This is a genomic window from Terriglobia bacterium (genome assembly GCA_020073085.1).
Classification (GTDB): domain Bacteria; phylum Acidobacteriota; class Terriglobia; order JAIQFV01; family JAIQFV01; genus JAIQFV01.
The window spans coordinates 117,490-141,408 of record JAIQFV010000008.1 but is presented as its reverse complement, the minus strand read 5'-3'; the positions used below and the strand labels follow the sequence as shown (position 1 = coordinate 141,408).

Here is a 23,919-nt window from a genome sequence, read left to right as displayed (position 1 = left end):
ATCCGACACTTCATCCGCCGGCCCCGAGGGTGTCTCTAGATTTTATCGTTCTGGGCCTTCGCTTCCGCCTCTTCTTTTTTCACTTCTTCCCGGCGGCTGGTAATCCACCAAATTCCAAAGAGCAGCGTCGCACCCACCCCCACCAAATTGGGGATTTTTGAGAGGACGTTCCAGGTCAGCATCGGATAGGGCTCCTTCAACAAGTCGGTCCGGAACCCGAGCTTTTCGAAGGGAACGTCAGTGATGAACAAAACGCCGGTTCCCCCCACTTCCGAGAAACCGTAAACCTGGTTGACGTACTTTCCCGGCTCCTGGCGAATCCGGTCCTGGGCCTCGTGGATGAGGTCATCCCGCTCACCGAACGTTGTGGCCCCCACAGGACAAGCTTCGGCGCAAGCGGTTTGCAGACCCTGGGCGACCCGGTCCTTGCACATGATGCATTTCCGCACGCGGGGAAACGCGCTCGACCATTCGTAGCGCGGAACCTGGAACGGGCAAGCCGCCATGCAGTAGCGGCAGCCCATGCACTTGGATTCGTCGTAGACCACCGGCCCGTAGCTCGTTTTTTGCAGGGCCCCCACCGGACAAACCGAAACGCAGGTCGGGTTCTGGCAGTGCATGCACATCTTGCGAACAAAATGATCCCCGCGCTCCATCACCTTGGTATAGGTGGTGGCTGTCAAATCAGAATCATTGTTTTCGGGGAGTTTATTCTGTGCCTTGCATGCCGCCTCGCACGAACGGCAGCCAATGCATTTTGTGATATCGATGAGGAGTCCTTTTGACATGTTAAGAAACCTCCGTCACAAGCTCGCTGTGTTCAAGATCGAGAGTAAAAAACGACTTCGAGAATTCGTTCAAGACCTTCGGCGCGCACTCCGCAGCCCAGGGACGACCCAAGGAGAACTCTTCCGTAGTGGCGACCGGGTTTCCATCCTTCCGGTCGGCGATGAATTTCTGTAAGCGGTTCAGCTCGTGCAATTCCCACTGCACGGCGTCCTCTCCCGACAGCAGCTCGGAAACGTTCTGCGAGACGTTCTCAGGCTTCATTTCGCAGACCCAACCGCTTTCAAACGGACTGACATGAACCGCACCGGGTGTCGCGGCCAAATCGGTGTTGATATGGGTCACAATGCCATCGCTCGGGGCAGGAAGGAAAAGCTTGCGATCACCCACGCGAACCATGAAGATGGGATCGCCCTGGCGAATCAGTTCCCCGATCCGGGGGAATTGGATGGCCTCAATGCGACCCAGAACCCTCTGGGCGAAATCGTCCAGCCCGACCCGGGCACGGTTAGGAGAGGAGAACCTGATCCAGGTATGTCCGCGGTGAAAGAAAAAGGCGGCGGGCACGGCAATTGAATCCCCCAGGCGCACAAAGGCTTCACCCGGATTCACCTCCGGGGCCAAGGCCTTGGGGGATGGCGTGCCTGAACTTGCTCGTCGTGCCTGGACCCTCTGCACAACGTAATCGACTAAAAGGAAGGCGATGATGGTCAGGACTACGAAGATTGCAACCATGGGTTTGTCCTTTCTATTTTGACCTCTGGGCATCCGGTTGCTTCCACGAATCCCCAGTACAGAGGAATAAAACGATCCCGGGGCCTACTTCTGCTTGCGGGGAACCACTGCTTTCTGAGGGGCCACATCGGCCGCCTTCCCCCACAAACGGGCCTTGATTCTTTGCCAGGCGTTGGGAGCAATGTAGGCAATGATAAATCCGTAGAACAGCAGGACGCCTAACAGGAGAATAAAACGTCCGCTGAGGATGACGGTCAGCACAAACCAAATCAACCAACCCGTTGCACGCTCGTGCCATGGAATCGATTTGGTCGCTGGCTCCAAGGGTGTATGGGCGGGGATAGTCGCCCGAACACCGCCCGGACTGGTTTCCTCTACCGTGCCGATCTGCAGGGACGCGCTGACAATGGCCATGACAATGACCACCAGCGCCAGGCACGCGATGAAAACCATCCAAAAGTTTCTAATTGTTGTTCGGTCTGACATGGGAGCCTCATTTCTCTCCAATACCCTCTGCACACCCAAGAGAGGCGCAAGCTCAAAGCCAAAATCAGATGCCGGACTCAGTTTCCTTGTATATTACTAATAATAAAATAGTTAAATGAGTATTATCTTTGTGGCATGTTTAGAGTCCGCATTCACGACGGACATTTTGACAGGCGCCCAGCAAGGCATTTGAGGCCGGCGGACAAATTGTCGCAGTGAATTCTCAGAAGAAGATTCATGGGGGAGGAGCAGGGTAAAGGGGCACTGTGCAGCAACACGAAGGATTCTTATCTTTTGAGGCAACGGTGGCTTCACTCTTCGAATCTTTTGATTTCTAGCACAGATTTGATAAAGTAGGGTTTTCTTCAGTCACTCTTCGCAGGGGAGTTTTGTGCCTCGATGCCGTGAAGCGATCCGCCTAGACTTCCGCAGCCAATTAAGAATGCCTTTTTCCCAACCCACAAATGGATGTCAAGCTATCCTGGCTCGACGCTCAAGAGTTGAGGCCATGCGGGGCAGTTGGGGGAGTGACAAGAGAGGGAGGATGCTGTTGTGATTGAAGTGGATCATATCTCCAAACGTTACGGCACAAAAGACGCTGTGATCGATATTTCCTTTGATGTGAAGGACGGGGAGATCCTGGGGTTTCTCGGTCCCAATGCGGCAGGGAAGACCACGACCATGAGGATCTTGACGGGCTACATTCCTCCCACGGCCGGGACAGCGCGAATTGAAGGACTCGACATTCTCACGCAATCGCTTGACACGCGCCGTCTCATCGGGTATCTCCCCGAGAACCCTCCCCTTTATGGTGAAATGACGGTGGAAGGTTACCTTCACTTTGTGGCAAAAATAAAAGGAATCTCTGCGGCCGACCGTCCCCGCAGAGTGGAAGAGATTCTCGCGAAATGCCGTCTGGTGGACGCTCCGCAGGATGGCGGGGATTATCGCCACCGGCTGATCAAGCACCTCTCCAAGGGGTACCGTCAACGCGTGGGACTGGCGCAGGCCTTGATTCATGATCCCAGGATTCTCATCCTGGATGAACCGACCGTGGGGTTGGATCCCAAACAGATTATTGAAGTGCGCGAGTTGATCAAGAGCCTGGCCGGAACCCATACGGTCATCCTCTCCACTCACATTCTCCCCGAAGTCTCCATGACCTGCCACCGGGTCGTCATCATTAACAAGGGAAAGATCGTTGCCGAGGACACCCCGGAGAATCTGACGCTCCAGCTGCGGGGAGGGGACCGCCTGATTGTGGAGATCAAGGGGCAGCTCGATGCGGTCAAAAGTCGTATTCTATCCCTTCCCGGAGTCCTCGAGATGGCCTCGAAGCCGTTGAACGGGGGTGGAGCGCACGAATTAACGCTGGAGGTTTCGACAGATCGCTCCGTAAGAAACGCAGTGGCCCGGGCGGTGCTGGAGAGTGGCGCGGAGTTATGGTCGTTGCGTCCGGTGTCAATGAGTCTGGAAGATATCTTCCTGCAACTCACCACCTCCGAGCAGGAAATGGATGCGGCCTCGGAGGCTCCGCCTGCGCCAGATGCCGAGACCGGCGAGGCGGATGCGCCGGAGTCATGACAGGCGGGACCGGGGTCACAGCCCGGTAACAGAGCATTGGGAAATTGCGGTGCCGGAAAGGGAGGGAAGAGGAGCACATGAAGAACATCTGGGCAATTTTAGAGCGGGAGTATTCGAACTATTTTGTGTCCCCGATTGCCTATGTCGTCAGCACCATCTTTCTGTTGGTGATGGGGTTCTTTTTCTACAATATCCTCAGGTTGATCGTTCAGAATTCCATGATGGCGGCGATGCAATCCCAGCAATTTGGTGGAGGGATGCCGCCCATTGACGTACCGTCGGTGGTGACCCGGAATTTCTTTGAAACCCTCTCCACGATCCTCTTGTTCATGCTCCCTATGACCACCATGGGTTTGTTTACGGAGGAGAAGAAACAGGGGACCATCGAATTGTTACTGACGTCCCCCTTGACGAGCGTCCAAATTGTGCTCGGAAAATTTCTGGCTTCCGTGGCTTTTTTCATGTCAATGCTCGCGCCGACCCTGCTTTACTTTCTGCTGATGCAGGCCTACAGCCAGCCCCGGTTCCCTTGGGCTCCTGTTTTCAGTGGATACCTGGGCGTCCTGCTGCTGGGAGGCTCCCTGATCGCCCTGGGGGCATTCATTTCGACCCTGACCGAGAACCAGATAATTGCGTCGGTCAGTACCTTCGGAGTGTTTCTGATCCTCTGGGTGTTGGACTTTGCCACCCATTCCGGCGATTCCAAGTTGGGGGACGTGCTGAGCTATCTTTCAGTCCTGAATCATTTTGATGATTTTTCGAAAGGGGTGATTGACACCACCCACATCATTTTCTATTTGAGTTTCACGGCATTCGCATTGCTGTTAACCCTGCGATCGTTCGAATCGATGAGATGGAGGCAATAGCGCATGGCTGATCCCCTTGTGAAGCGTCTGAGCAAGCCGGCCGGAGGGCTCGGCCTGCTGATCCTGGCCCTGGGGGCGGTTCTCTATTCCGCTCATTCCGTCTTCGACTGGACCGTGTGGACGACGTCCGGTGTCGGCGGGGCGCTTTTGATATTTCATCTGGTTTTCCATTACCGGGAACTACTGGCCGGCTGGCAACACCGATCCACTCAGTACGGGGCCAATACGCTGGCCACCGTGGCGGTTTTTCTGACCATCCTCGGCCTCATTAATTTTCTGGGCTCCCGGCATCATAAACGGTACGACCTCACCACGAACAAGCTCTTCAGCATCTCCGAACAGACGATTAAGGTGCTAAAGAATCTCGACAGCGACGTGCGATTGATTTATTTCGATCAGACCGAATCGCATCCGGTTCGAGACCTGATCCGTGAATACCAGGCGCAGTCATCCCGGATCAAGTACGAGTTTTTGGACGCTGAAAAATACCTGGCGCAAGCCCGCCAATACAGCGTGCGCTCCCTGCCGACGATCGTTGTCCTGTCAGGCAATAACCCCGACCAGAAACAGCTGGTCACCAATCCGGCGGAGGAAGACTTGACGAATGCCATCGTCAAGTTGACGCACCGCAAAAAGCGCACCATCTATTTCACCGAAGGCCATGGGGAGGCGTCAATCACTTCAGCCGGCGGGCCCGGGTTTTCGGGGGCAAAGAAAGGCCTTGAAGATCAGGGTTATGAAGTGAAACCGATAAACTTGACCCAATCCAAATCCGTTCCCCCGGATTGTACCGTGCTTGTCATTGCCGGTCCGAAATACTCGCTGTTTCAACCCGAAGCGGATGAGATCAATCAGTATGTCGAGGCGGGAGGGAAGGTTCTGGTGCTCGTGGATCCGGACACCGATCCCGGGCTGACCCGCGAGTTCGAAAAATGGAAGATCCAGGTCGATAATGATGCCGTCGTGGACGCCAGTGGGATTGGACAGCTCCTCGGGATGGGACCGGCGGCGCCCATTGTGACCGAGTATGAGAATCAACCCATCGTGAAGGACTTTGGAAGAACCATGACCATCTTCCCGCTGGCTCGCTCCGTTCGCGTGGCCGATACAAAATCGGATTTCTCATCCGCCCCATTGTTCAAAACTTCGACGAACAGTTGGGGTGAAAGCAACCTCAATGAGAGGCCTCTGAAATTCGATAAGGGCAAGGACCTCGAAGGGCCGCTCTCCCTGGCCGTCGTCTCCACCCGGTCGGCCGCTGGATCGAAAGAGCAATCGACGCGGACCAAGGAGGCGCGAGTCGAGGTCATCGGGAATTCGCGATTTGCCTCGAATGAGTTTTTTCGGCTTCAGCGCAATGGGGATCTTTTCCTGAATTCGGTCAGCTGGCTGGCCGAGGATGAGGACCTCGTGTCGATCCGGCCAAGGAATGCCGACAACCGCCGTGTGGAACTCTCCGCTTCAACCGGCCAGTTGTTGTTCTGGTTCATCATTATTGTGCTGCCCGCCTCGGCGCTTCTGACGGGCGCCATGGTCTGGGCACGACGGAGGAAGTGACGGGGATAGGTATTAGGTGATAGGGAATAGGGGATAGGGAATAGGTGACGGGCGTTAGGTGTCAGGGAGGTGCGAGGAATCACAGGATCGTGGCAGTCGGCAGGATGAGAATGTTTCCAATGTTGATCCTGCCCGCGGTTCGGCGCGGGGAATCTGAAAACCCCACTCCCGCTACCATCTGGTTTGCTTTGCCCTTGCTTCCTATCACCATCCCGTGTTGCCTATTCCCAATCACCTATCACCTAATCCCTCTTTCCAGGTTATCTTAAAGGGAAGGACTGCATTGATGAAATGGCGCAATCTGATCATTGGAGTCGTGATCCTCGCCGGGCTCGGTGGATTTGTATATTTTTATGAGTTCCGGGGAGAAGCAAATCGCGAGCAGGCCAGGCAAAAGGCAGAGAAGCTCTTTGATGTCAAAGACGAGGCCGTCGCTTCACTGCTGATCCAACGCGGCAGTGAAAAAACGATTCTTGAACAACAGAATAGCCGATGGGTGATTGAGTCGCCCGTCTCAGCCCCGGCCGATCAGACGGTCGTCAATGAGATTGTTCGCAACCTCTCCTCCGCCACGAGCACCCACTCCGTGGCCGGCGCGCAGAACCTCTCTGAGTATGGTCTTCAGCCACCAAAGATCCACACCGAATTCAAAACCCGGCCGGGGACTTCGTTCTCAGTGGATCTGGGCGAGAAGGATTTCTCGGAGAACAATGTCTACGCGCGAACCTCGTCCCGGGCTGATGTGGTCCTCGTTTCTTCCTACCTTTTCTCCTCATTGGACAAGTCGTTGATGCAACTTCGTGATCGCAGGATCATGGAGGTGGATCCCGAGAAGGTCACCCAGATAGATTTTGTCTCCAACGGGGAACACTTCAGCGCACGGAAGTCAGGGACGGAATGGAACCTGATCCAACCTGTGTCCGCACGGGGTGATCCGAGCGGAATTTCTTCTTACCTCAATGATGCTTCAAGCAGTGAAGCCTCTGAATTTGTAGACAAGCCTGAATCCACTCTGAAGAGTTTCGAGTTGGATCCTCCGGCGGGGACTTTGACCCTTACGGAAAGGGAGGGAAGCCAGGCGAAGCAAAAGAAACTCTTGCTGGGCGCAAGAAAAGATGACCAGGTGTATGCCAGGCTTGAGGGGTCTTCTGCAATCTTTAAGATCACTACCATTGTCGCCGATAAGATCCGGCCTGTCGTGTTTAAGCTCCGTGACAAGCAGATCATCACCACAAAGGCGGCCGACCTTCAACATGTCCTGATCCAGTTGGAAAACAGCGTCTATGAATTTGACAGGGAGGATACAAAGGATTCCAAATGGAAGGTAGTCCTTCCGAAGACTCTGGCTGGAAAGCAAGCGCGAGATTGGAAATTCTGGTTACCACTGGAGGAGATGAAGGCGGACGAGATTCTGGATCCCCCTGCGAGCCTGGAGAAGGTCGGCCTGTTTTTCAAACCCGCGGTGCGCGTGACCCTGGTGGATCGGTCCAATCATCAATCCGAGATCCGGTTCAGCAAGTCCGAAAAGGATTCGGTGTGGATTCGAAGCTCCCGCACGGTGTTCCGGTTGCCGAGCAAGACAGTACAGGACTGGACCTCGGGTCTAAAGGACGTCGTTGAATAGCAGTGCGGACGGGGCACAGCCCCTCATCCGGCTTCGGAGCTTGCGGTATGCGAGAATGGCGGCCTCGAGGGGGACGTGGCTGACTTATCAGGGCGGTGTGAGAACGTTAAAAGATGGGCGGGCATCAGGGAGAGTCTTCGGCCGCATCTGCCTCCGCCCCCTCCGTGGAGTTTTCAGCGACAAGACGCCGGTGAATGGTCTTGCTTGCCAGGTTGAGCAGTTGGGCGGCCCGTTGTTTGTTGCCTTGGGTGTACTCGAGGATGGAATGGATGACGCGGTTTTCGATGTCGTCCATCGAAGTCCCAATGGGAAAGGAAATGGTCAACACCGGGGCTCGGTTGGATTCCAACTCAATTTGAGATTTGACCCCGGAAATCTCCCGGGGAAGAACCGCCGGAGTGATCACCTCGGTTTCCGTCAAAACGACAGCCCGTTCCACCACGTTTTCGAGCTGCCTCACATTTCCTGGCCACTCGTAGCCGGTCAGGGCGTTGATGGCTGATTCCGTGAAGCCGGTGACCTTTTTCCCGTTCTTCGTCGAGTAGATTTTCAGGAAATGGTTCGCCAGGATCGGGATCTCGTCCGTGCGTTCACGGAGCGGGGGAATCTTCAACGCAATGACGTTGATGCGGTAATAAAGATCCTCCCGAAAGCGCTTTGCCTTGACGTCTTGCTCGAGATCGTGGTGGGTTGCAGCGATAATGCGGACATCGGCATCGAGAGTTTCCGTCCCCCCGAGCCGTTCGTAAGTGCCGTCCTGCAACACCCGCAGGAGTTTGACTTGTGTGGCCAGGGGCATGTCGCCGATTTCATCCAGGAAGAGCGTCCCGCCCCGAGCGAGGTCGAAGCGGCCTTCCTTGCGGGCAAAGGCTCCCGTGAAGGCGCCTTTCTCGTATCCAAACAATTCCGCCTCCAGCAACGTCTCCGGCAGGGCGGCACAATTCACCTTGACCACCGGGCGGTCAGCGCGCGCGCTCAAGTAATGAATCGTTTCCGCCACGATCTCCTTGCCGGTCCCGCTTTCCCCCTGAATAAAGACGGTGGCGGAACTGGGGGCGACCTGCTGGATCATCTTCTTCAGCCGCATCATTTCAGGGGAGCTGCCGACCAGCTTACGATTGATCGTCTGCTCGCTTAATTGTTCCTTGAGCAGACGGTTTTCTTTTTCGAGTTCAAACTTTTCCAGGGCCTTCTTGATGGCGTTCAGAATCTGGGCCTGTTTGAAGGGTTTCGTCAAAAAGTCATAGGCCCCGTATTTCATCGCCTCGACGGCTGTCTCAATCGTGCCGTAAGCCGTCACCAGGACGACTTCAACTTCGGGCCACTCGCTCTTAATCTTTTTCAGCAGATCGACCCCGTTCCAGTCAGGAAGGACCATGTCGACGACCGCCAGATCAATCCGTTCGGCTTCAAGAAAACGCAGTCCCTGGTCGCCATTTTCGGCCAGCCTCACCTGGTATTCCTCCTGGCGAAGGGTGCGATGGAGGGATTCGCGGATCGGTTTTTCATCGTCAATGATCAGTATGGTGGTTTCACGATTGGGCTTCAACATAGGATTCAGCTTCTTGTCAGTCGTTCTTGGATTGGTTTTCCTTCTTCTTTGCCGGGGCTGGGGCGGCGATCCGGTTGGCTTCAGAAAGCAGTGCGGTGAGTTCCTGCTTGATTCTCTCCAGGATGGCTCTGGCCGCGACCATGTTATGGACACCCTTTGCCTTCTCGAGGTAATCCAGGCGTGCACGTGCCGCTTCCAGCCTGGTTCGGTATAAGGCAACTCCGACCCCCCGGCGTTCGAACCCGTTCAACAGCATGCTGTTTTCTTCAGAGAGGAGACGCACTTTCCCTACTTCCTCCTGCAACTGCCGGCGCCAGCTTTCGAGATCCTTTGCGCCTTTTCCTTCATGACAGGCCTCGCAAGCCTTGGAGACCTCCTTCAGTGGGTCCGGTTTAGTGGGGTCATGACAGTCGACGCAGCCGACGATCCCCGACATGGCATCCGGCTTGGCCGTCACGTTCAGATGAGGTGGAAGTTTTCCGCCGAAGAATGCCGCTTGTGATGCATGACAACGCGCACAGTCGACTTTGGCGCTGGCATGATGGCACGAAGCACAGTCGGGGGGGCCCGTCAGACTCAACTCCTTATGATGATTCTCCTTGTGACAGGTATCGCAAGGGAGGGCAGCCTTCTGCACGTGATACGTGTGGGGGAAATCGACTCCCTTGAAATTATAGGGTTCCTTTCTGGGAATGAAGGTGTGGCACGATTCGTTACAGTAGGTGAACGGACCTCTGGCAAAAGCGGGCTGTACACTGGCAGCCGTGGACGGCACTTTAACGCTTTCAGTCAGCTTCTTGAGGAGTTCCGAGTTCGTTTGAACAATTCGGATTCCGTATTCGATGTTATGAACAGGATGACCCTGCTCCAAAAAATTCGCGTTGAAATCCAGGTCGGAGGAGGTCTTTTGGACGTCGGGGTTGGACGGGGCCCGAGCCGCGAGGATTCTCCCTTCATTCGAAAGGCGGCGAGCTTCCGTCATTAAGACTTTACCTTGAGATTTCCACCGTTCCACCATGGGAATGAACCGGGCGTCATGACAGGCAGCGCAAGCCTTTGGGTTCGCGGTTTTGTTCCCCTGACTGAGGAATGACACCCCCCCTCGGACGATCACTTGAGTGTGGCAGCCCGTGCATTTGATCTGAGCCGCAAACATCCGACTGGGGGTGGCGGGGACCTCTCTTGCGCCGACACCCAGATAGGTCTCCTTCGGCCCGGCATGAAGGTTTGGATGGCAGGATTCGCAGGAGACATCAAGAACTGAAAGAATTTTGATGTTCCCATGGCGGATCGGCTCATGGCACTCCATGCACCGGATCTGTTGATCACCGACATGGTTGTCGTGGAGTGCTTTGGGGTTCGAGATGGCTTCAACCCGTGAAACGTGGCAACTGAAACACTTGTCCCTAGACACTTCGCCCAGGCCCTCATGCACCGCGACATGGCATCGGCTGCACTGCACCCCGGAAGCGGCGTATGCCTTCATGTCAAAGATAAACCCGGCATGCTGGCTCATCCCTGTCGGGGCGCCGTGACACGACCCGCACCACGTTAAAGTTCCCTCCACCGGCTGTCCTTTGAAATGGCAGAGGTAACAGATGCGTTTGTCCACCGAGACATGGCCGGCCTCGTTGGAGGCCCCGTGGCAGGAGGCACAATGCAGTCTGATCCCTCGGCGGTCGACCCCCAAATGAGGTTGGTGGGGGAAGGTGACCGTCAGGAACTTGACCGCTGTGCTCTTGGGCATCCCGGCGTGGCAGCCTGAGGAGGCGCAGGCTTCATCGGGCACGTAGGCCCGAGGCCGTGGATTGTAAGTCCTCGTCACGTTTTTGATGAATTGACCAAACATGGCGCGGCGTGTGGTGGGATGACATTGCACACAGGCGACATTCTTGTGCGTCGAGCTTCTCCATTGATCCACATAAGGCTGCATGTAGTGGCAGTTGCTGCAAAAGGAAGAGCGGCGGGCGGTCACATCCACAAAGAACCAGCCCGAAAGGACAACGATTGCCGTGAGGCCCAGCAAGGCGAACAGGCGGAGGTTCCGGCGGGTCATGAGGAGCTTCCTCCCTCTGGCTTCTCTTTTCCGCCCGATACCGATCGACTACCCGGAATCCCTTCGGATCCCTGCTCCATTTCAGTCTCCTCTTGTTTCTGTGCTTCAAGCCACCGCTCGTACTCGATCGGATGCTCTTCGCGGAATTCCTCAATCGGAATTCGTCCATGCCACCACGTCAGACTTCCCGGAAATTTCTTGGGGTTGAAATGGACGTTGTAAAAATGCCAGATGATAATCGCGAGGGTGGCCAGTAACCCTTCATCGGAATGGGCCTCCCGGGCAATGTCATAGGCGACCTTGCCGAACTGGTTGATGGCCGTCTCCATGAACCACAGGATGTAACCCGAGGTGATCATCACCACCATCCCCCAGTAAACCGCCCAATAGTCAAATTTCTCGATGTACGAGAATCGATCAAACAACGGCCGGTCTTTCTTGAGACCGAGGTAATACCCCATCTGTTGGAGAAAATCCTTGAGGTCCCGCGGAGACGGCAGCAACAGCCCGAAATTCCGGCGCCCTTCTTCAAAGGCCATGCAGTACCAGAGATGATAGAGCCCAACGATGGTGAGCCCAATCGCGCCGATTCGATGCAGGACACGGGTGATGTTCGGTCCGCCCAGGAGGTGAATGATGAATTCAGCGGCGGGCGCCTCGTGAAACTTGATGGGCAGCCCGGTGATGATCAGCAGCAGGGTACAGGTGAGTAAGATCATGTGCTGGCCACGCTGATTCAAACTGATCCGCTCCACGGACTCTTCGAAGAGGGCCTTTCGCTTCCGCCTCTTCTCCAAATGCTTTTGTTGTGCCTCTTCCTCTTCCAGGAAGAGGCGGATGACCCTCCGGCTTTCAAGGATCATTTCCTTTTCGAGGGAGGCCAGAAGTTCCTTTTTCAGGCGCTTGAACTGCGGTTCCGTGAGGCCTTTCGGTAATTCCTTCGTCACTGAATCAGAAATGCTTCGGGACAAACGGGCGGCCGTCTCGGCCGTGTCTTGACGGGCCCAGAGGCTGTCTTCAAGGGGGACTCTCTTCTCTTCACTCATTGCGACTTCTCCGCGACTTCAACTTCCTTCTGTTCACCCGCCTGCCCCCGGTTCTTGAACCGACGATAGAGGTCGAGGGCAATGTGGATCAGGAGACCGGCGAGCGTCGAGAGAGTCAAGATCTTGAAGCCCAGGGCCACCCAGTAGACGATTCCTGCCGATTTGTCCTTGGGGTTGAGATGGATTCGTCCCTTGGCAAAGTTGGCATTCGCCCCGGGGTGACATTTTCCGCAGGTGAGCGGGATGTTTTTTGAATTGACCGTTGAGCGGGGGTCTTGCTCGGGATAAATCTGGTGAGCCGTGTGGCAGGAGGCGCAATTGGCCGCCTTGAGCATCCCGAATTCGTTGGCAATCCCGTGGAAAGATTCGCGGTAGGTCGCCACCTGCTCCGCCTTGACGCCGTATTTCTCCATGATGACGACTTTGGCATGGCATTTGGAGCATGTGTTCACCACCGTTCCCGGGTTGACGGTGGAGGTCTTGTCCTGGGGTTTCAGGATGTTGTGCTCTCCATGACAGTTGGTACATACAGGGGCATCTTTGGCCCCCTTCATCAGGGCCTGTCCATGCACGGATTCCTGGTACTGGGCGTATATTTCCAGATGACATCCCCCGCAAGTCTGAGGAATGCTTTTGTGGTTTACTTGAGAACGTGGGTCGGAGCCGGGGAGAATGAAATGGTCACCATGGCAGTCCTGACAAACAGGGGCCTTGGGATTCCCTTCGGCCAGGGCTTTCCCGTGAACGCTCGTCCCGTACTCGAGGTATCTTTCGAGCTGGGGGGCTCCTACGGAGTTGCCCAGGAAATGACATCGTCCACAATTCACTTTCTGAGGAATCTCGGGGTGCGGGACCTCGGTAACATCGGCATGGCAGTCGACGCACTTTCGGTCTTTGTGAACGGAGAGACGCAGACGCATGGGATCTACAAATAACTCGAGCCTCTTGCCCGAGGGCAGGGTCTTTTCGAAACCGGGCTTGCCATGACAGGTGAGGCATCGAATGTCTTCCTGAGCGCGGACCCGGGAGGGGGTCACAAGCCAAGTCATCCCGAGAACGACAAACACGGCTTCGAGGACAAGAGGCTTATAGAACGAGCGGGTCATGCCTCCTCCTTGGAGCGAGCATTTTCCATAGAGGCGCGGTGTTGACGGACGAAGAGTTCCTCCGACATTTTTCCTGTGAGCCAGGCGGGATTCATCGGGAAATTTCCTCCGGCCAGGTGAACGTCATAGAGATGCCAGAGGATGAAGAGCACAAAGATGAACTGCGCCTCCGTGGCATGGAGGACCAGCATGATGTCCAGCACCCACTTTGGGAAGGAATTCAAAGTGATGACGGGGTTCCACAAAAGTGCTCCCGAGACTCCCATTAACAAACATCCGATTAGCACCCCCCAGTATTGGAGCTTCTGCATGGGAGTAAACCAACCGTACGGAGGCGGTTCACCCCTTCCGGAAAACGCAAATTTCAGCCCCCCCCACGCGGCGCGGAAGTCGTTGAGCCGGGGCTTGACCTCATGGAAATCACGTTGATGCCGCTCCGAGAGAATCAGCCCTGAGAAATGCAACAAGCCTGCAACCAGGAGCCCTATGGCGGAGGCTCGGTGGACCCAGTGACGGCCCTCGAGCCCTCCCATGAGCCGGATCAATAATCGGGCCCAAGCCTGCTCGTGGTATGCCAGGGCCAGCCCTGAAAGGATGAGTAATGTGACAGAAAGAGCCATCAGGCCGTGCTCCCACCTTTGCCATAACGTGAGGCGGCTGATTGTGGCGGCAGGTTGTCCCAATGACCCGCGGTTATCCTTCTCGAGTCCCTCTCTGGCCTTCATTCAACACCTTCCTTTCCAGAAGAGACATCGCGGAGCGCCCTCTTCTTGTTTCTCAATGCCCCCAAGCGCTCGGCGAGGATGTGAACGATGAAACCCAGGACCAGGATGCTAATAAATAGAATGTAAAAGACTCGGACAAACCAGGCCGCTCGTGCCCCCGTCGGGCTGACGTCAACATGGATTCTGACCCCGGCAAAGCCCTGTTTCACACCGGCGTGGCAATGACTGCATGTCTTCGGCAGATTGGCCGGATGGGTACGCGAGGCGGGATCGGCGGAAGCCAGGATGTCATGGGCGCCGTGGCAAGACGCGCAGGTCGCTGCTTTCATGTTGCCCATCCCCAGCGCCGCGGCGTGAAAACTGCTTCGGAAGGTGGAGACCCGGTCCGTGGGGAGTCCGGACGTTGCCATGGCCTTTTTGTCGCCGTGGCAGCTGCCGCAGGTGCTGGAAACTGAGGCAGGAGCCACCGGTGAGCCTGCGGATTCGGGGCCTTGGATGGCATGCCCGCCGTGGCAATCGGTGCAGGTGGCCGCCTCTCCGTCTCCTCTTTCCAAAGCCCGGGCATGCACGCTGGTCTTGTAGCTCGCAAACTGCTGGTCGTGACATCTCTCGCAGAGCTGGGCAATTTGCAGCTTGATGACGGAATTATTCCCGGGTCGAATCGCATGAATGGAATGCGTGCCATGGCAGCCGGCGCAGGTAGGCGCCCCCGGTCTCACCGCGTGGGGGCTCTGGTGCCATCCCGCCGATTCGGCGGCATGACAGGAACCACAATCCACGGCTGAAGGTTTCTCCGCATGGGGAACGCTCAGGATGTCTGCATGACAATCAGTACAAGCAAGCCCTTGGTGGACGGAGTCCTTGAGCATCTCCTCGATGACTGGGCTTTTTGATTTCGCATGACAGAGCAAACAATCCGGCGACACGGAGGTGGATCCAGGATTAACTGCCGAGAAACCCGGCAAGGCCATGAAGAAACCTGTCCCAAGAAGAAGGACTGTGGGAAGAAGTCGCAGAACCCTCCTCGTGCAGGATCGTCTCGGGGCCCATTCCCGAATTCGACGCCGGCGGGCTCCCCGAATCGGTGGATTTAAATCACGATTTAGTATCAACATAAACTCCATCTTCCTGCATTTGGTCCGTCCAGCGGGGAAAGTTGATCGTGAACGATGTTCCCACTCCCAGACGGCTCTGACAGGCGATGAAAGCGTGATGTTCGGCGATGATCCGTTGGACATAAGAGAGTCCCAATCCCGTTCCATCAGGCTTGGTCGTGAAGAAAGGATCAAAAATATGAGGCAGCTTGTCTTCCGGGATTCCGGTCCCTTCGTCCGAAATCTTGAATTCGACGTCGTTGTCGGTGAATCTCACGCTCAGTGTGATCGTACCGCCGGAGGGCATAGCCTCGGCCGAGTTGCGGATAAGGTTGGTTATGGCCTGCCACAGAAGATTTTCGTCCATCAGAATCTTGTCAGTGTCCTGGGTCTCTGTGCTGGTGGGAGGCCCGGCGTCCATCTTCAACTGGATATGACGGTCTCCCATTTCCTTCTCCAAAAACGCTGCCAGGCTTTCCAACATTTCCGTCAATGAACCGGGATGAAAGGCCGGTTTGGGAAGGCGCGCAAATTTCAAATAATCTTCGATCAATGCAGCGAGACGCTGAATCTCGGTCGTGACCGAAGCGGTGACATTCTCGAGATCTTCCAGCGAAGCATCACCCACCGGGACGCCGCTTGAAAGCAGGCGCTTCCGGACTTCCTTTTCGAGATATTCGATATTCAGGGAGATGGCGGAGAGGGGCGTCTTGATTTGGTGGGCAATCTGGGAGGTCATACGGCCGATACCCGCGAGCTGCTCTGACTGCAGCAACTGGCGCTCGAGTTGCGCCTGGCGTCTTGTGAACCGTGCCTCCTCTTCGGCCTTGATGCTGCGGGTATGCATGTTCATGACCAGCAGTGCCCCTCCAATGATGATCGAGAAGAAGAAGGCGACCAGGAGAAGCGTATTGCGAAAACTGTCCCGCGTGAGTGCCGTGGCCTCGGTGTAAGGGATCGAAACGGCGAGCGACCAATGCTGATTACCCATCCGGATCGGTGTAAAGGCGACCAGGTCCCGGTCCTTGTTCTTGAATTTGATTGTTGCCGTCCCGGTGTCCCCGCGCACCATCCGTTCTTCCGTATCGAAATTAAGGTGGCAGGAGAAGCACTCCTGGCGGTTTTGGAGGATCTGGTGTCCGAGCATCTCGGGATGCCGAGGGTTGTAGAGAAGCATCCCTTTCTGATCCAGCATCCATGCGTAGTGGGTTTTGGTGGAGTTTAACGGGTCGAGATAGAGAGAGCTCAGGTTCCGGAGGGGAACTGCGGCGCCCAGGGCCATCTTCAAGTGTCCTTCTGAGTCGAGGACCGGTTCGAGGATCTCGAAGATGTATTCGTAATTGCTGGTGGCGACCGGTGAACCGACCACATGTTCTCCCCGCAGCAGGGCGGTCATCAAGGGTCCCGTAATCTGCGGGACGAAATTGCGTAGTTGGGGATCGTTGGAGCGGAAGACTTCAATCTGGAACTTGTCGTTCAGCAGGTAGACTCCCGCAATCCGGTAGGACAAGTCGAGATAGAGGGCGTCGAGCGAATGCTCTGCAATCGGCTGGTTCGCAGGCCGGGTGGACAGGAGGGTGGATTCCTTTTCCAGGCGCTTGTAGATGGTGTCAAAATATCCTTCCACCCCGGCCGCGGCCGTTTCTGCAATCAACCATTGTTGAACGCCCGACTGGGCCGCCACCTTGATTTCGGTTTCCTTGTAAAACCGGTAGGACACGACGAGAAAGACGGCGAGCAGAAAGATCACCAGCACCAGCATGCTTTGTCGTTGTCTTTTCCGGGATTGCATAATTTCTTTTCGAAATCTCCTCGCTCTGGGTCAGAAGGTCGTGCTGGCGTTCCCGCTCCCCCGCGGGTGCAGCGGCCCGGGCGGCCCGACTAGCGGGCGACTTGCCTCATCCAAGGAGGCGCCGGGGATAAGGTCCGGGTTCTTCTTGATGCGCAACTTGCCGGTGTCATGTCGAACGGGCAGGTTGAGGGATCTCCGGTGCCTCCTCCTTTTCAGCTTTTCCGGCTGACCTTGCTTCGCGCTCCATCCGTTCCCATTCCAGGGGATGTTCCTCGATCATTTCTTCGCGGGTAATCTTTCCGGTCAGCCACATCCAGCTCGACGAGTACGAGCCCGGTCGCATCAGGACCATATAGAGGTGCCAGACGATGATGGCGAGCGTGGCCAGCCAGGCCTCGTAGTAATGAACAACTTCAAAGACATCCAGACCCCATTTGGGGATGTAATTCAGAGCGAAGGTTTTCGCCCAGAGGGCGAGTCCGGTCGCCACCATGATGAGGGTCCCCCACACCAGCGCCCAATACTCCATCTTTTCCACGTAGCTGAAGCGATCGAACCGCGGGTGTTCCTCTGTAAGTCCCAGGTTGTAGCTGATCATTTGGGGCAGGTCGCGGACGTCCTGAAGCCGGGGAAGCCAGGCCTTCAATTCCTGCCGGCCCCGGGTCGTCAGAAGGATGAAGTAAAGGTGGAAGAGGGCGAGGCCAATGAATATCACAGCGGCCATCCGGTGGACCACGCCGCGGACAGCGGCGTTTCCGAGGAAAACGGAGTGCACCCACTGGGCGTCTGGGAATTTCAGGGCAAATCCGGTGATGACCAGCAGGATGAAGCTCGTCAACATGACCCCGTGTTGAATACGGCCGCTCAAATGAATGCGTTCGATGGTGGCCTTTCCATGCAGCAGATCCTCCCGCAAGCGCAGGCGCGCCCGGGCGAAATAATCAATCGCATTGTGAATGATCATCCCCCCCACCACGAGGAAGATCAGCCACACGTAAAACTGTGTGACGGCGGTGATGATCCGTCCGCCTGCAGCATCCCCATCTCCTTTCAGCAGATGGATGCGACCCTTGGCAAAATTCTCGCTGGCCCCGGGATGGCACTGACCGCAGGTTTGCGCCAGGTTGGCCTTGTTCACCGTGGACCGCGGGTCGCTGGACGGAAGGATGTGATGCACGCCGTGACAGCTTGCACAGTTGGCCGTTTCAACCGACCCCACCCGGCTCTCCAGCCCGTGATAGCTGGCGAAATAAGAGGAAACACGTTTCTCCGGCACGCCAAATTCAGCGGAGAGCTTTTCTCCTGAATGGCACTGACCGCAGGTGGAACGCGAGATGACCTGAGCCGCCACGTTCGAGCTCGGATCAATGTGGGATTTGATGGAGTGGATGCCGTGGCAGTCCACACAAACCGGGGCGCTGAAAACACCCCGCTTCACCGCTCTTCCGTGCACGGAATCGCTGTACTCGTTGTAAATGTTCCCGTGGCACTTTCTGCAGGTTTCGGGGGTGTTGGTCTTGAATATCGTGGATTTCGGGTTGTTGGGGGGCAAGATATCGTGTGCGTTATGGCAGTCGGAACAGACGGCAGCCCTTTCCGATCCCGCCGCCACCGATTTACCGTGGATGCTTTCCCGGTAGGCAAAAAAGGGCTTGGAGGTTTCCGCCATGGGAGATTCGATCACAAACTGCAGATTCTGGTGGCAGGTGCCACACAGGGCGGGCACGTTGGTGTGGTGTGTGGCGGAGGCCAGATCAGTCTTGGGCAGGATTGTATGAGGGCTATGGCAGTCCGCGCACGTGAAAGCCTTTCTTCCGTTCCCACCGTCCGCAGGGTTGTGGATGATTTTTCCGGCATGAATCGACATCTCAAATTTCTTCTGTTGTTCCTCGTGGCAGGAGCCGCAGTTCACTTTGGCCAACTGAGATGGATGCGGTGTCTTTGAAACATCGGAGTGGCAATCCGTGCAATTCAGGAAGGAGTGGACGCTCTTTTCAAAGAGTTTCTGATTGACAAACAGGTTCTTACCACCGGGAGATTGGAACCCCTCCATCGCGTGACAGCTCAGGCATTCGGAATTCTTGACCGCGCCCCAAGCCGCCGAAGAAAAAAGCAACAGCAAAAGGGAAGACAGAGGAATGAGGAAGCAGAAGGATTGCAGGCGCCGTAAACTTAAGGTACGAATATTCATGGTCAGATCCAATGGGCTAAGAGTAGCCGGAATTCTTGAGCGGGGATCAACCCGGAAGAGTGGCCGCCGGGTGAAAGCCTCTTTCAGCCATTCCATTTCAAGGTCGTTCATTCAGAGCCGGTGCATGAGGCGCGGGCTCGATATGGACCGTCACATCCACGTTGGAGATCACCGCGGCGATCTGGCGTTCCGATTCATCTGCGACGGCGTGTGATTCGTCCAGTGACATATCGCCATTAACCGCAATCGTGACGTCAACAAACATTTGCGTTCCTGCATCGCGCACCCGTATTTTTCGAATTTCCACGACCTGGGGCAGCGAACTGAGGATCTCGCGGATATGATCCTCAACCCCGGAGGGGGCCCGATCCAACAATACCTGGCTGGACCGCATTGCCAATCTGACGGAGGCGATCATGACGAGGATGGAAACACCCAGTGCCGCCAGTGGATCGCCGACCGGGAAGCCAGCCTTTGTAAAAATGAGTCCGAAAATGACGACGAGCGAGCTGTATATATCACTCTGGAAGTGCAACGCGTCGGCTTCCAGGGCCTGACTTCCATACCGTCGGGCCACCCGCATCAAGGCCTTCGAGCGGGTGATGTCCACCACGATCGCGATGCCCATGACGGCAAAGCTCCAGACATTGACTTCCACTTCCACACGGTGTCCCGCCAGACGATAAGCGGCCTTGTAAATGATCCAGCCGCAGGTGAGCAGCAGCAGGAGCACTTCGAAGAGGGCTGAAAAGCTTTCAAATTTCCCGTGTCCATAGTGGTGGGAATCGTCGGCAGGCTTGCCTGAAATCGAAACCGCGAAGTAGGTCATCAGCGCCGCAGTGAAATCGAGGCCGGAGTGTGCCGCTTCGGACAGGATTCCGAGGCTTCCAGTCGCCACACCCACAAGGGTTTTGAACAGGGTGAGTAAAACGGCGGCCACAAGAGAGGTCAGGGCAACGACTTTCTTTTCTCTGATCCCGTCCATTTTGTCTCACCCTTCGGAGACCGTTGCGTTCCGCAAAAACACTTCCGCCCGAACACGTTGCGCAGAAATCCATCCCCTGCGAACTGCGTTCAGGCCGGTGACCCTGATGGCAGCTTGTCCGATCAATGCCCTTCGCCTACTTGGCTTCCAGGGACTTGCAATCTGAGAGCTTGTGATTCTTTGCATAACACTTGCCCACGTCATTCAACGTCTTGTTGTCTTTCAAGTGGCAGTAACTGCAAGGCTTCCCCTCTTTCTTCATGTATTCGGCCTTGGCATACAGCAGGGTGAAGGAAAGCGTCACGGCAGCGAAGAAGAGGATGAGCATTTTTACGAGTTTCATGAGAAACATCTCCTTGATCTGTGATGTGATGAACTGGACTACCCTCATCCCGCGAGAGGATGAAGCTTGATGCGCTCTCCGGCCCGGGGTGATTTCCGGTTTGGGGTACCGCGCTCATGCATACGCATGGAGGCCCGGGAGCAGATAACTGATTCCAATAAACGTGAACAGGACAAACACAAAACCGATGATGGCGAAATAGGCGGCGCGCCGGCCGGCCCAGCCGCGAACGATGCGCATGTGCAGGTAGGCCGCATAGACCAGCCAGGTGATCAGGGCCCCCACCTCCTTGGGATCCCAGTTCCAGTAGGAACCCCACGTGCGATTCGCCCAGAAGGCCCCCGTGGCAATCATCAGGGTGAGCAAAGGAAACGCGATCGTGACGACCTTGTAATTGACCTCGTCGAGCAGCTTGCCTTCGGGGAGCGAAGAAACGATGGCCTCATGACGTGAATTGAGGATAAGAAACAACAGCGTGGTCACCAGCGCCACGAGGAGTCCCGCAAAGGTGAATGGATTGGACTTGATGCTGACCGTGGCCACCTTTGCCAGGGCCGCAGCATCGAACTGGCCCAGGACTTGTCCTGGAATCCTGTCGATCATCTGCTGCGTCGAGCTGCTGAGGGTGGTGGCCAGGATGGCGACCACCGATGCCACCTGTGCGAGAAATCCCAGCTGGGTCACCCGAATCAGCGTTTTCGAGGAAGCTTTTACCAGGTACAGAACCAGTCCAATGAAGGCTATCAGCAGGGAGACGCGCAAAACATTGCCGGCGAAGGGCAGTGAGGCCACCAGGTAAGTCTTCTCCATCTCGGGGATGGCAATGTCACGGCCCTTGTAAAGAAGGCCGAGGAAGAACTCCCCCCGCAGCAGAATGTTGAAATGGCGGTGGGCCGTGTCCGCATTTCCAAGCCAGTCAATGCCCACGATGGTGCTGACCGTGAGCGCCTGTGTGATCATGCCGAAGGTTTCCAGCTTCACGCGGTCCTTCACGAGGTAGAGAATCGACGCCACAAACGCAATGGCACAGGCCACATAACTGAAGATGGCAAAGGTGACATGGATGTAGAGCCAGACGCTTTGAAGCGCCGGCGGAAGCGTCCGCTCCGGGTCTGTTGGCAGGATGGTCGACAGCAGAACCGCCAGAGTGGCAATGGGGACGCTGAACGAACTGAGAATTTTGAGCTTGTAGACTCGCTGGAAAATATAATCCAGGGCGATGAGGGCCCAGGCGAAACTGATCAGCATTTCGAAGATGTTCGAGATTGGCGGACGTCTTGCAACCATCCAGTGGGCTGCAATGGCACCCGAGTGAAAGATGAACGCCACCAGAATCAGCCCCTTGGCCACCTGGACCAGGCGCTCCACGCGCCGGACCAGATAGCTGATCAGCAATGCCGAGGAGCCGACGTAAAAAATGATCGCCAAACTGAGCAGAGCTCCCGGACTCAGGAAGCCCGCACCACTCTTGAGAATGTTCGGGATCACAAACAGCGCCAGTAACACCATTCCGAGAAGGCAGGAAAGCATGGGCCAAATGATCTTCTTTGGGGCGGCCCCTCCATCCTCGGTCAATGGCCCGGTATGAACACGACTCATGATTTACTTCTCCTTGAATTCTCGCTTCTGGGATGAGGATTCCTCCCCCATCTCCATCGAGTCGACCAGGTGCTGGAATTTTTTTGCGAAAGCAGACCGGTTCTTGCTGGAATCACCGCCAAGAACAACCGTCGTGCCGTCCTGACCGGGGATCAACATCGCCCACAGCCGTTGATGCGAGAAGTAGAAGGCAACCGTCAATCCCACCATCAGGAGAATGCATCCCGCCCACACCGTCGTGACTCCGGGATCGCGCGAAACTTGAAGGGTCGTCGTGAATTCCGGGATGGCATCGATCAGGAAGATTTCCATTCCGTCAGGAGGCTTCGGCAGCGGCGAGGTGTCATTCGCACCCTGGCGCATTTTCTGGGTCGTGGGTTCATCGAAGACCGGAAACTGGAGAGCCGGCTTCCCATCCTTACCCTGGAGGCTGAGAAAGGCAAACGGCAGATCCGCTTGCGGCATTATTCCCGACCGAACCGGCGTGGCGATCAAATGGGCTTCTTTGATCTCGAAGGAGTCTCCCCCTCGAACCCTGTAAATGGTCGTGGAAGGTTGTCCCCCCGCTCCCTTTAAACGGACCTGAAAAGTAAATTCCTTCAGTCCATTCCCGAAATCAAAGCCACTTTGAAAGAACCGGAATCCCCGATATGACAGCGGTTGATTGACCGCCACCACCTGGGTGCCTTGCTTGACACCGTTTTCCCATATTGACATCGTGCAATACCAATTCTTCACGACCCCGGGGCTCTGGATGTCATCGCGGTGAAGAAGGCTGGATTCTCTGGGGTTGTTAAAGACGACTTCCGCCTTGTCCAGGCTCAGCGTGAAGGGGATCTCCCGCTCGATGAACCTCGCTTCCCCTGCAGCCTCCACTACACTCCGGGCGGTATCGAAGAGTATGACTTTTGATGCGGATTCACCCTCGCTTAAGGAAATCCGCGCCCTGTAACCGAATTCCAGCCCGATCAATCCCCCGGCGAAAATGACCAGAAGGCTGAGATGGATTCCATAAGCCGCCAGGCGCGAATAGACCTGTCGTTGTGAGAAGATGACTTTGCGCCCCTCTCTTTCGGTGACCTGAGGGTGCCCGAGGCATTTCTTCAGTTGCTCTTGGACCGTGCGCTCCGATTGGTCGAGGGAGGTGCGGAGGTGGACTTCGGCATGCTGGTGCTGGGCTCGAATCACTGTTTCCGTGAGCCATTTGGCAGGGCGCCTGATGTATCGCCAAGCATGAGAAAACCGGTCAAGTGATGCAAAGACGATGTTAAGGCCGAGCAGCGTCAGCAGCGCCTTGAACCACCAGGCGTGAAAGATATCAAGAATTCCAATCCGGTCCATAAGTACCAGGTTGGCGGGGGCGAACATGCGTTGGAGGTTCTCCGGCGAGGTATTCGGCCTCTGAGGGATGATCGTTCCAGCAAACGAGATCCCCACGAGAATGATCAATAGGTAGATTCCCAATCGGACGGTACTGAGGAATCGAATGGAAGCATCGAGAAATCCTCCGTTTGCAGGACCGGCCTTTTCTTCTCCTTTTTCAGTTACGGGACTGGATTTCTGGTGAGATTGATCTGTTGATTCTTCAATCCGCGAACATTTGTTGGCCATCTGTGTCTTTTCGTTTGGTCTCATAGAGGAGGTAACCCTACCGTAGTGCGAATGCTCAAGAACGATACGCCTAAAACGTGCATTCCCTTTGCTCCTTCAGGCTAAGAAAGGGAATTATCCTGCCAATGCGGCCTCATCTGAAATGACCGTGCGTGAGAAGGTCCCATCGCTAGTTTCCTTT

The 23,919-nt window shown here is 55.9% G+C and carries 19 protein-coding genes; 4 read left to right on the top strand and 15 right to left on the bottom strand.

Annotation, left to right across the window (positions count from 1 at the left end):
* Nucleotides 1-35: 35 nt before the first annotated feature.
* The 3 genes from LAO21_10040 to LAO21_10030 form a co-directional block, all read right to left on the bottom strand.
* Nucleotides 36-788, bottom strand: a complete 753-nt coding sequence (locus LAO21_10040; GenBank protein MBZ5553050.1) for a 4Fe-4S dicluster domain-containing protein — start codon at nucleotides 786-788, stop codon at nucleotides 36-38.
* Nucleotide 789: 1 nt separating this feature from the next.
* Nucleotides 790-1,521, bottom strand: a complete 732-nt coding sequence (locus LAO21_10035; protein ID MBZ5553049.1) for a hypothetical protein — start codon at nucleotides 1,519-1,521, stop codon at nucleotides 790-792.
* An 84-nt stretch (nucleotides 1,522-1,605) separates the two neighbouring features.
* On the bottom strand, nucleotides 1,606-2,007 hold the full coding sequence (locus tag LAO21_10030; protein ID MBZ5553048.1) for a hypothetical protein: 402 nt from the start codon (nucleotides 2,005-2,007) through the stop codon (nucleotides 1,606-1,608).
* Nucleotides 2,008-2,559: 552 nt separating this feature from the next.
* On the opposite strand from LAO21_10030, the gene LAO21_10025 reads away from it, so the two are divergent.
* The 4 genes from LAO21_10025 (at nucleotide 2,560) to LAO21_10010 (ending at nucleotide 7,638) form a co-directional block, all read left to right on the top strand.
* Nucleotides 2,560-3,591: an ABC transporter ATP-binding protein gene (locus tag LAO21_10025; GenBank protein MBZ5553047.1), complete on the top strand. Its 1,032-nt coding sequence runs from the start codon at nucleotides 2,560-2,562 to the stop codon at nucleotides 3,589-3,591.
* Between the two features lie 77 nt (nucleotides 3,592-3,668).
* Nucleotides 3,669-4,457: an ABC transporter permease gene (locus tag LAO21_10020; GenBank protein MBZ5553046.1), complete on the top strand. Its 789-nt coding sequence runs from the start codon at nucleotides 3,669-3,671 to the stop codon at nucleotides 4,455-4,457.
* Nucleotides 4,458-4,460: 3 nt separating this feature from the next.
* The gene (locus LAO21_10015) at nucleotides 4,461-6,014 is read left to right on the top strand and encodes a GldG family protein (protein ID MBZ5553045.1); all 1,554 of its coding nucleotides are present in this window, start codon (nucleotides 4,461-4,463) and stop codon (nucleotides 6,012-6,014) included.
* Nucleotides 6,015-6,300: 286 nt separating this feature from the next.
* Nucleotides 6,301-7,638, top strand: a complete 1,338-nt coding sequence (locus LAO21_10010) for a DUF4340 domain-containing protein (protein MBZ5553044.1) — start codon at nucleotides 6,301-6,303, stop codon at nucleotides 7,636-7,638.
* Nucleotides 7,639-7,762: 124 nt separating this feature from the next.
* On the opposite strand, the gene LAO21_10005 is transcribed toward LAO21_10010, so the two are convergent.
* From LAO21_10005 to LAO21_09950, 12 genes are all read right to left on the bottom strand, one after another.
* The gene (locus LAO21_10005; protein MBZ5553043.1) at nucleotides 7,763-9,190 is read right to left on the bottom strand and encodes a sigma-54 dependent transcriptional regulator; all 1,428 of its coding nucleotides are present in this window, start codon (nucleotides 9,188-9,190) and stop codon (nucleotides 7,763-7,765) included.
* 16 nt (nucleotides 9,191-9,206) lie between these two features.
* Nucleotides 9,207-11,246 carry a NapC/NirT family cytochrome c gene (locus tag LAO21_10000; protein ID MBZ5553042.1) on the bottom strand — a complete coding sequence of 680 codons (2,040 nt, stop codon included), beginning with the start codon at nucleotides 11,244-11,246 and terminating at the stop codon, nucleotides 9,207-9,209.
* On the bottom strand, nucleotides 11,243-12,292 hold the full coding sequence (locus LAO21_09995; GenBank protein MBZ5553041.1) for a cytochrome b/b6 domain-containing protein: 1,050 nt from the start codon (nucleotides 12,290-12,292) through the stop codon (nucleotides 11,243-11,245). Before LAO21_09995 ends, LAO21_10000 begins: the two co-directional genes overlap by 4 nt.
* Entirely contained in the window at nucleotides 12,289-13,398 is a 1,110-nt protein-coding gene (locus tag LAO21_09990) for a hypothetical protein (GenBank protein MBZ5553040.1), read from the bottom strand. The genes LAO21_09995 and LAO21_09990 overlap by 4 nt, the downstream gene beginning before the upstream one ends.
* Complete coding sequence (locus LAO21_09985) at nucleotides 13,395-14,123, bottom strand: cytochrome b/b6 domain-containing protein (GenBank protein MBZ5553039.1); 729 nt, start codon at nucleotides 14,121-14,123, stop codon at nucleotides 13,395-13,397. Before LAO21_09985 ends, LAO21_09990 begins: the two co-directional genes overlap by 4 nt.
* Complete coding sequence (locus LAO21_09980) at nucleotides 14,120-14,992, bottom strand: hypothetical protein (GenBank protein MBZ5553038.1); 873 nt, start codon at nucleotides 14,990-14,992, stop codon at nucleotides 14,120-14,122. Before LAO21_09980 ends, LAO21_09985 begins: the two co-directional genes overlap by 4 nt.
* 226 nt (nucleotides 14,993-15,218) lie before the next feature.
* Entirely contained in the window at nucleotides 15,219-17,009 is a 1,791-nt protein-coding gene (locus tag LAO21_09975) for a hypothetical protein (protein MBZ5553037.1), read from the bottom strand.
* A 166-nt stretch (nucleotides 17,010-17,175) separates the two neighbouring features.
* Complete coding sequence (locus tag LAO21_09970; protein ID MBZ5553036.1) at nucleotides 17,176-19,200, bottom strand: cytochrome b/b6 domain-containing protein; 2,025 nt, start codon at nucleotides 19,198-19,200, stop codon at nucleotides 17,176-17,178.
* A gap of 97 nt (nucleotides 19,201-19,297) precedes the next feature.
* Entirely contained in the window at nucleotides 19,298-20,185 is an 888-nt protein-coding gene (locus LAO21_09965) for a cation diffusion facilitator family transporter (GenBank protein MBZ5553035.1), read from the bottom strand.
* A gap of 136 nt (nucleotides 20,186-20,321) precedes the next feature.
* The gene (locus tag LAO21_09960; protein ID MBZ5553034.1) at nucleotides 20,322-20,528 is read right to left on the bottom strand and encodes a hypothetical protein; all 207 of its coding nucleotides are present in this window, start codon (nucleotides 20,526-20,528) and stop codon (nucleotides 20,322-20,324) included.
* Nucleotides 20,529-20,642: 114 nt separating this feature from the next.
* On the bottom strand, nucleotides 20,643-22,127 hold the full coding sequence (gene ccsA / locus LAO21_09955; GenBank protein ID MBZ5553033.1) for a cytochrome c biogenesis protein CcsA: 1,485 nt from the start codon (nucleotides 22,125-22,127) through the stop codon (nucleotides 20,643-20,645).
* Between the two features lie 3 nt (nucleotides 22,128-22,130).
* Nucleotides 22,131-23,738, bottom strand: coding sequence for a cytochrome c biogenesis protein ResB (locus LAO21_09950; protein MBZ5553032.1), 1,608 nt, complete (start codon nucleotides 23,736-23,738; stop codon nucleotides 22,131-22,133).
* Nucleotides 23,739-23,919: the final 181 nt, after the last annotated feature.

Bases quoted from the DNA above. Each gene is read 5' to 3' on its own strand.
- LAO21_10040 (MBZ5553050.1), bottom strand. From the start codon at position 788: ATGTCAAAAGGACTCCTCATCGATATCACAAAATGCATTGGCTGCCGT.
- LAO21_10035 (MBZ5553049.1), bottom strand. From the start codon at position 1,521: ATGGTTGCAATCTTCGTAGTCCTGACCATCATCGCCTTCCTTTTAGTC.
- LAO21_10030 (MBZ5553048.1), bottom strand. From the start codon at position 2,007: ATGTCAGACCGAACAACAATTAGAAACTTTTGGATGGTTTTCATCGCG.
- LAO21_10020 (MBZ5553046.1), top strand. From the start codon at position 3,669: ATGAAGAACATCTGGGCAATTTTAGAGCGGGAGTATTCGAACTATTTT.
- LAO21_10015 (MBZ5553045.1), top strand. From the start codon at position 4,461: ATGGCTGATCCCCTTGTGAAGCGTCTGAGCAAGCCGGCCGGAGGGCTC.
- LAO21_10010 (MBZ5553044.1), top strand. From the start codon at position 6,301: ATGAAATGGCGCAATCTGATCATTGGAGTCGTGATCCTCGCCGGGCTC.
- LAO21_10005 (MBZ5553043.1), bottom strand. From the start codon at position 9,190: ATGTTGAAGCCCAATCGTGAAACCACCATACTGATCATTGACGATGAA.
- LAO21_10000 (MBZ5553042.1), bottom strand. From the start codon at position 11,246: ATGACCCGCCGGAACCTCCGCCTGTTCGCCTTGCTGGGCCTCACGGCA.
- LAO21_09995 (MBZ5553041.1), bottom strand. From the start codon at position 12,292: ATGAGTGAAGAGAAGAGAGTCCCCCTTGAAGACAGCCTCTGGGCCCGT.
- LAO21_09990 (MBZ5553040.1), bottom strand. From the start codon at position 13,398: ATGACCCGCTCGTTCTATAAGCCTCTTGTCCTCGAAGCCGTGTTTGTC.
- LAO21_09985 (MBZ5553039.1), bottom strand. From the start codon at position 14,123: ATGAAGGCCAGAGAGGGACTCGAGAAGGATAACCGCGGGTCATTGGGA.
- LAO21_09980 (MBZ5553038.1), bottom strand. From the start codon at position 14,992: ATGCTCAAGGACTCCGTCCACCAAGGGCTTGCTTGTACTGATTGTCAT.
- LAO21_09975 (MBZ5553037.1), bottom strand. From the start codon at position 17,009: ATGCAATCCCGGAAAAGACAACGACAAAGCATGCTGGTGCTGGTGATC.
- LAO21_09970 (MBZ5553036.1), bottom strand. From the start codon at position 19,200: ATGAATATTCGTACCTTAAGTTTACGGCGCCTGCAATCCTTCTGCTTC.
- LAO21_09965 (MBZ5553035.1), bottom strand. From the start codon at position 20,185: ATGGACGGGATCAGAGAAAAGAAAGTCGTTGCCCTGACCTCTCTTGTG.
- LAO21_09960 (MBZ5553034.1), bottom strand. From the start codon at position 20,528: ATGAAACTCGTAAAAATGCTCATCCTCTTCTTCGCTGCCGTGACGCTT.
- ccsA (MBZ5553033.1), bottom strand. From the start codon at position 22,127: ATGAGTCGTGTTCATACCGGGCCATTGACCGAGGATGGAGGGGCCGCC.
- LAO21_09950 (MBZ5553032.1), bottom strand. From the start codon at position 23,738: ATGGCCAACAAATGTTCGCGGATTGAAGAATCAACAGATCAATCTCAC.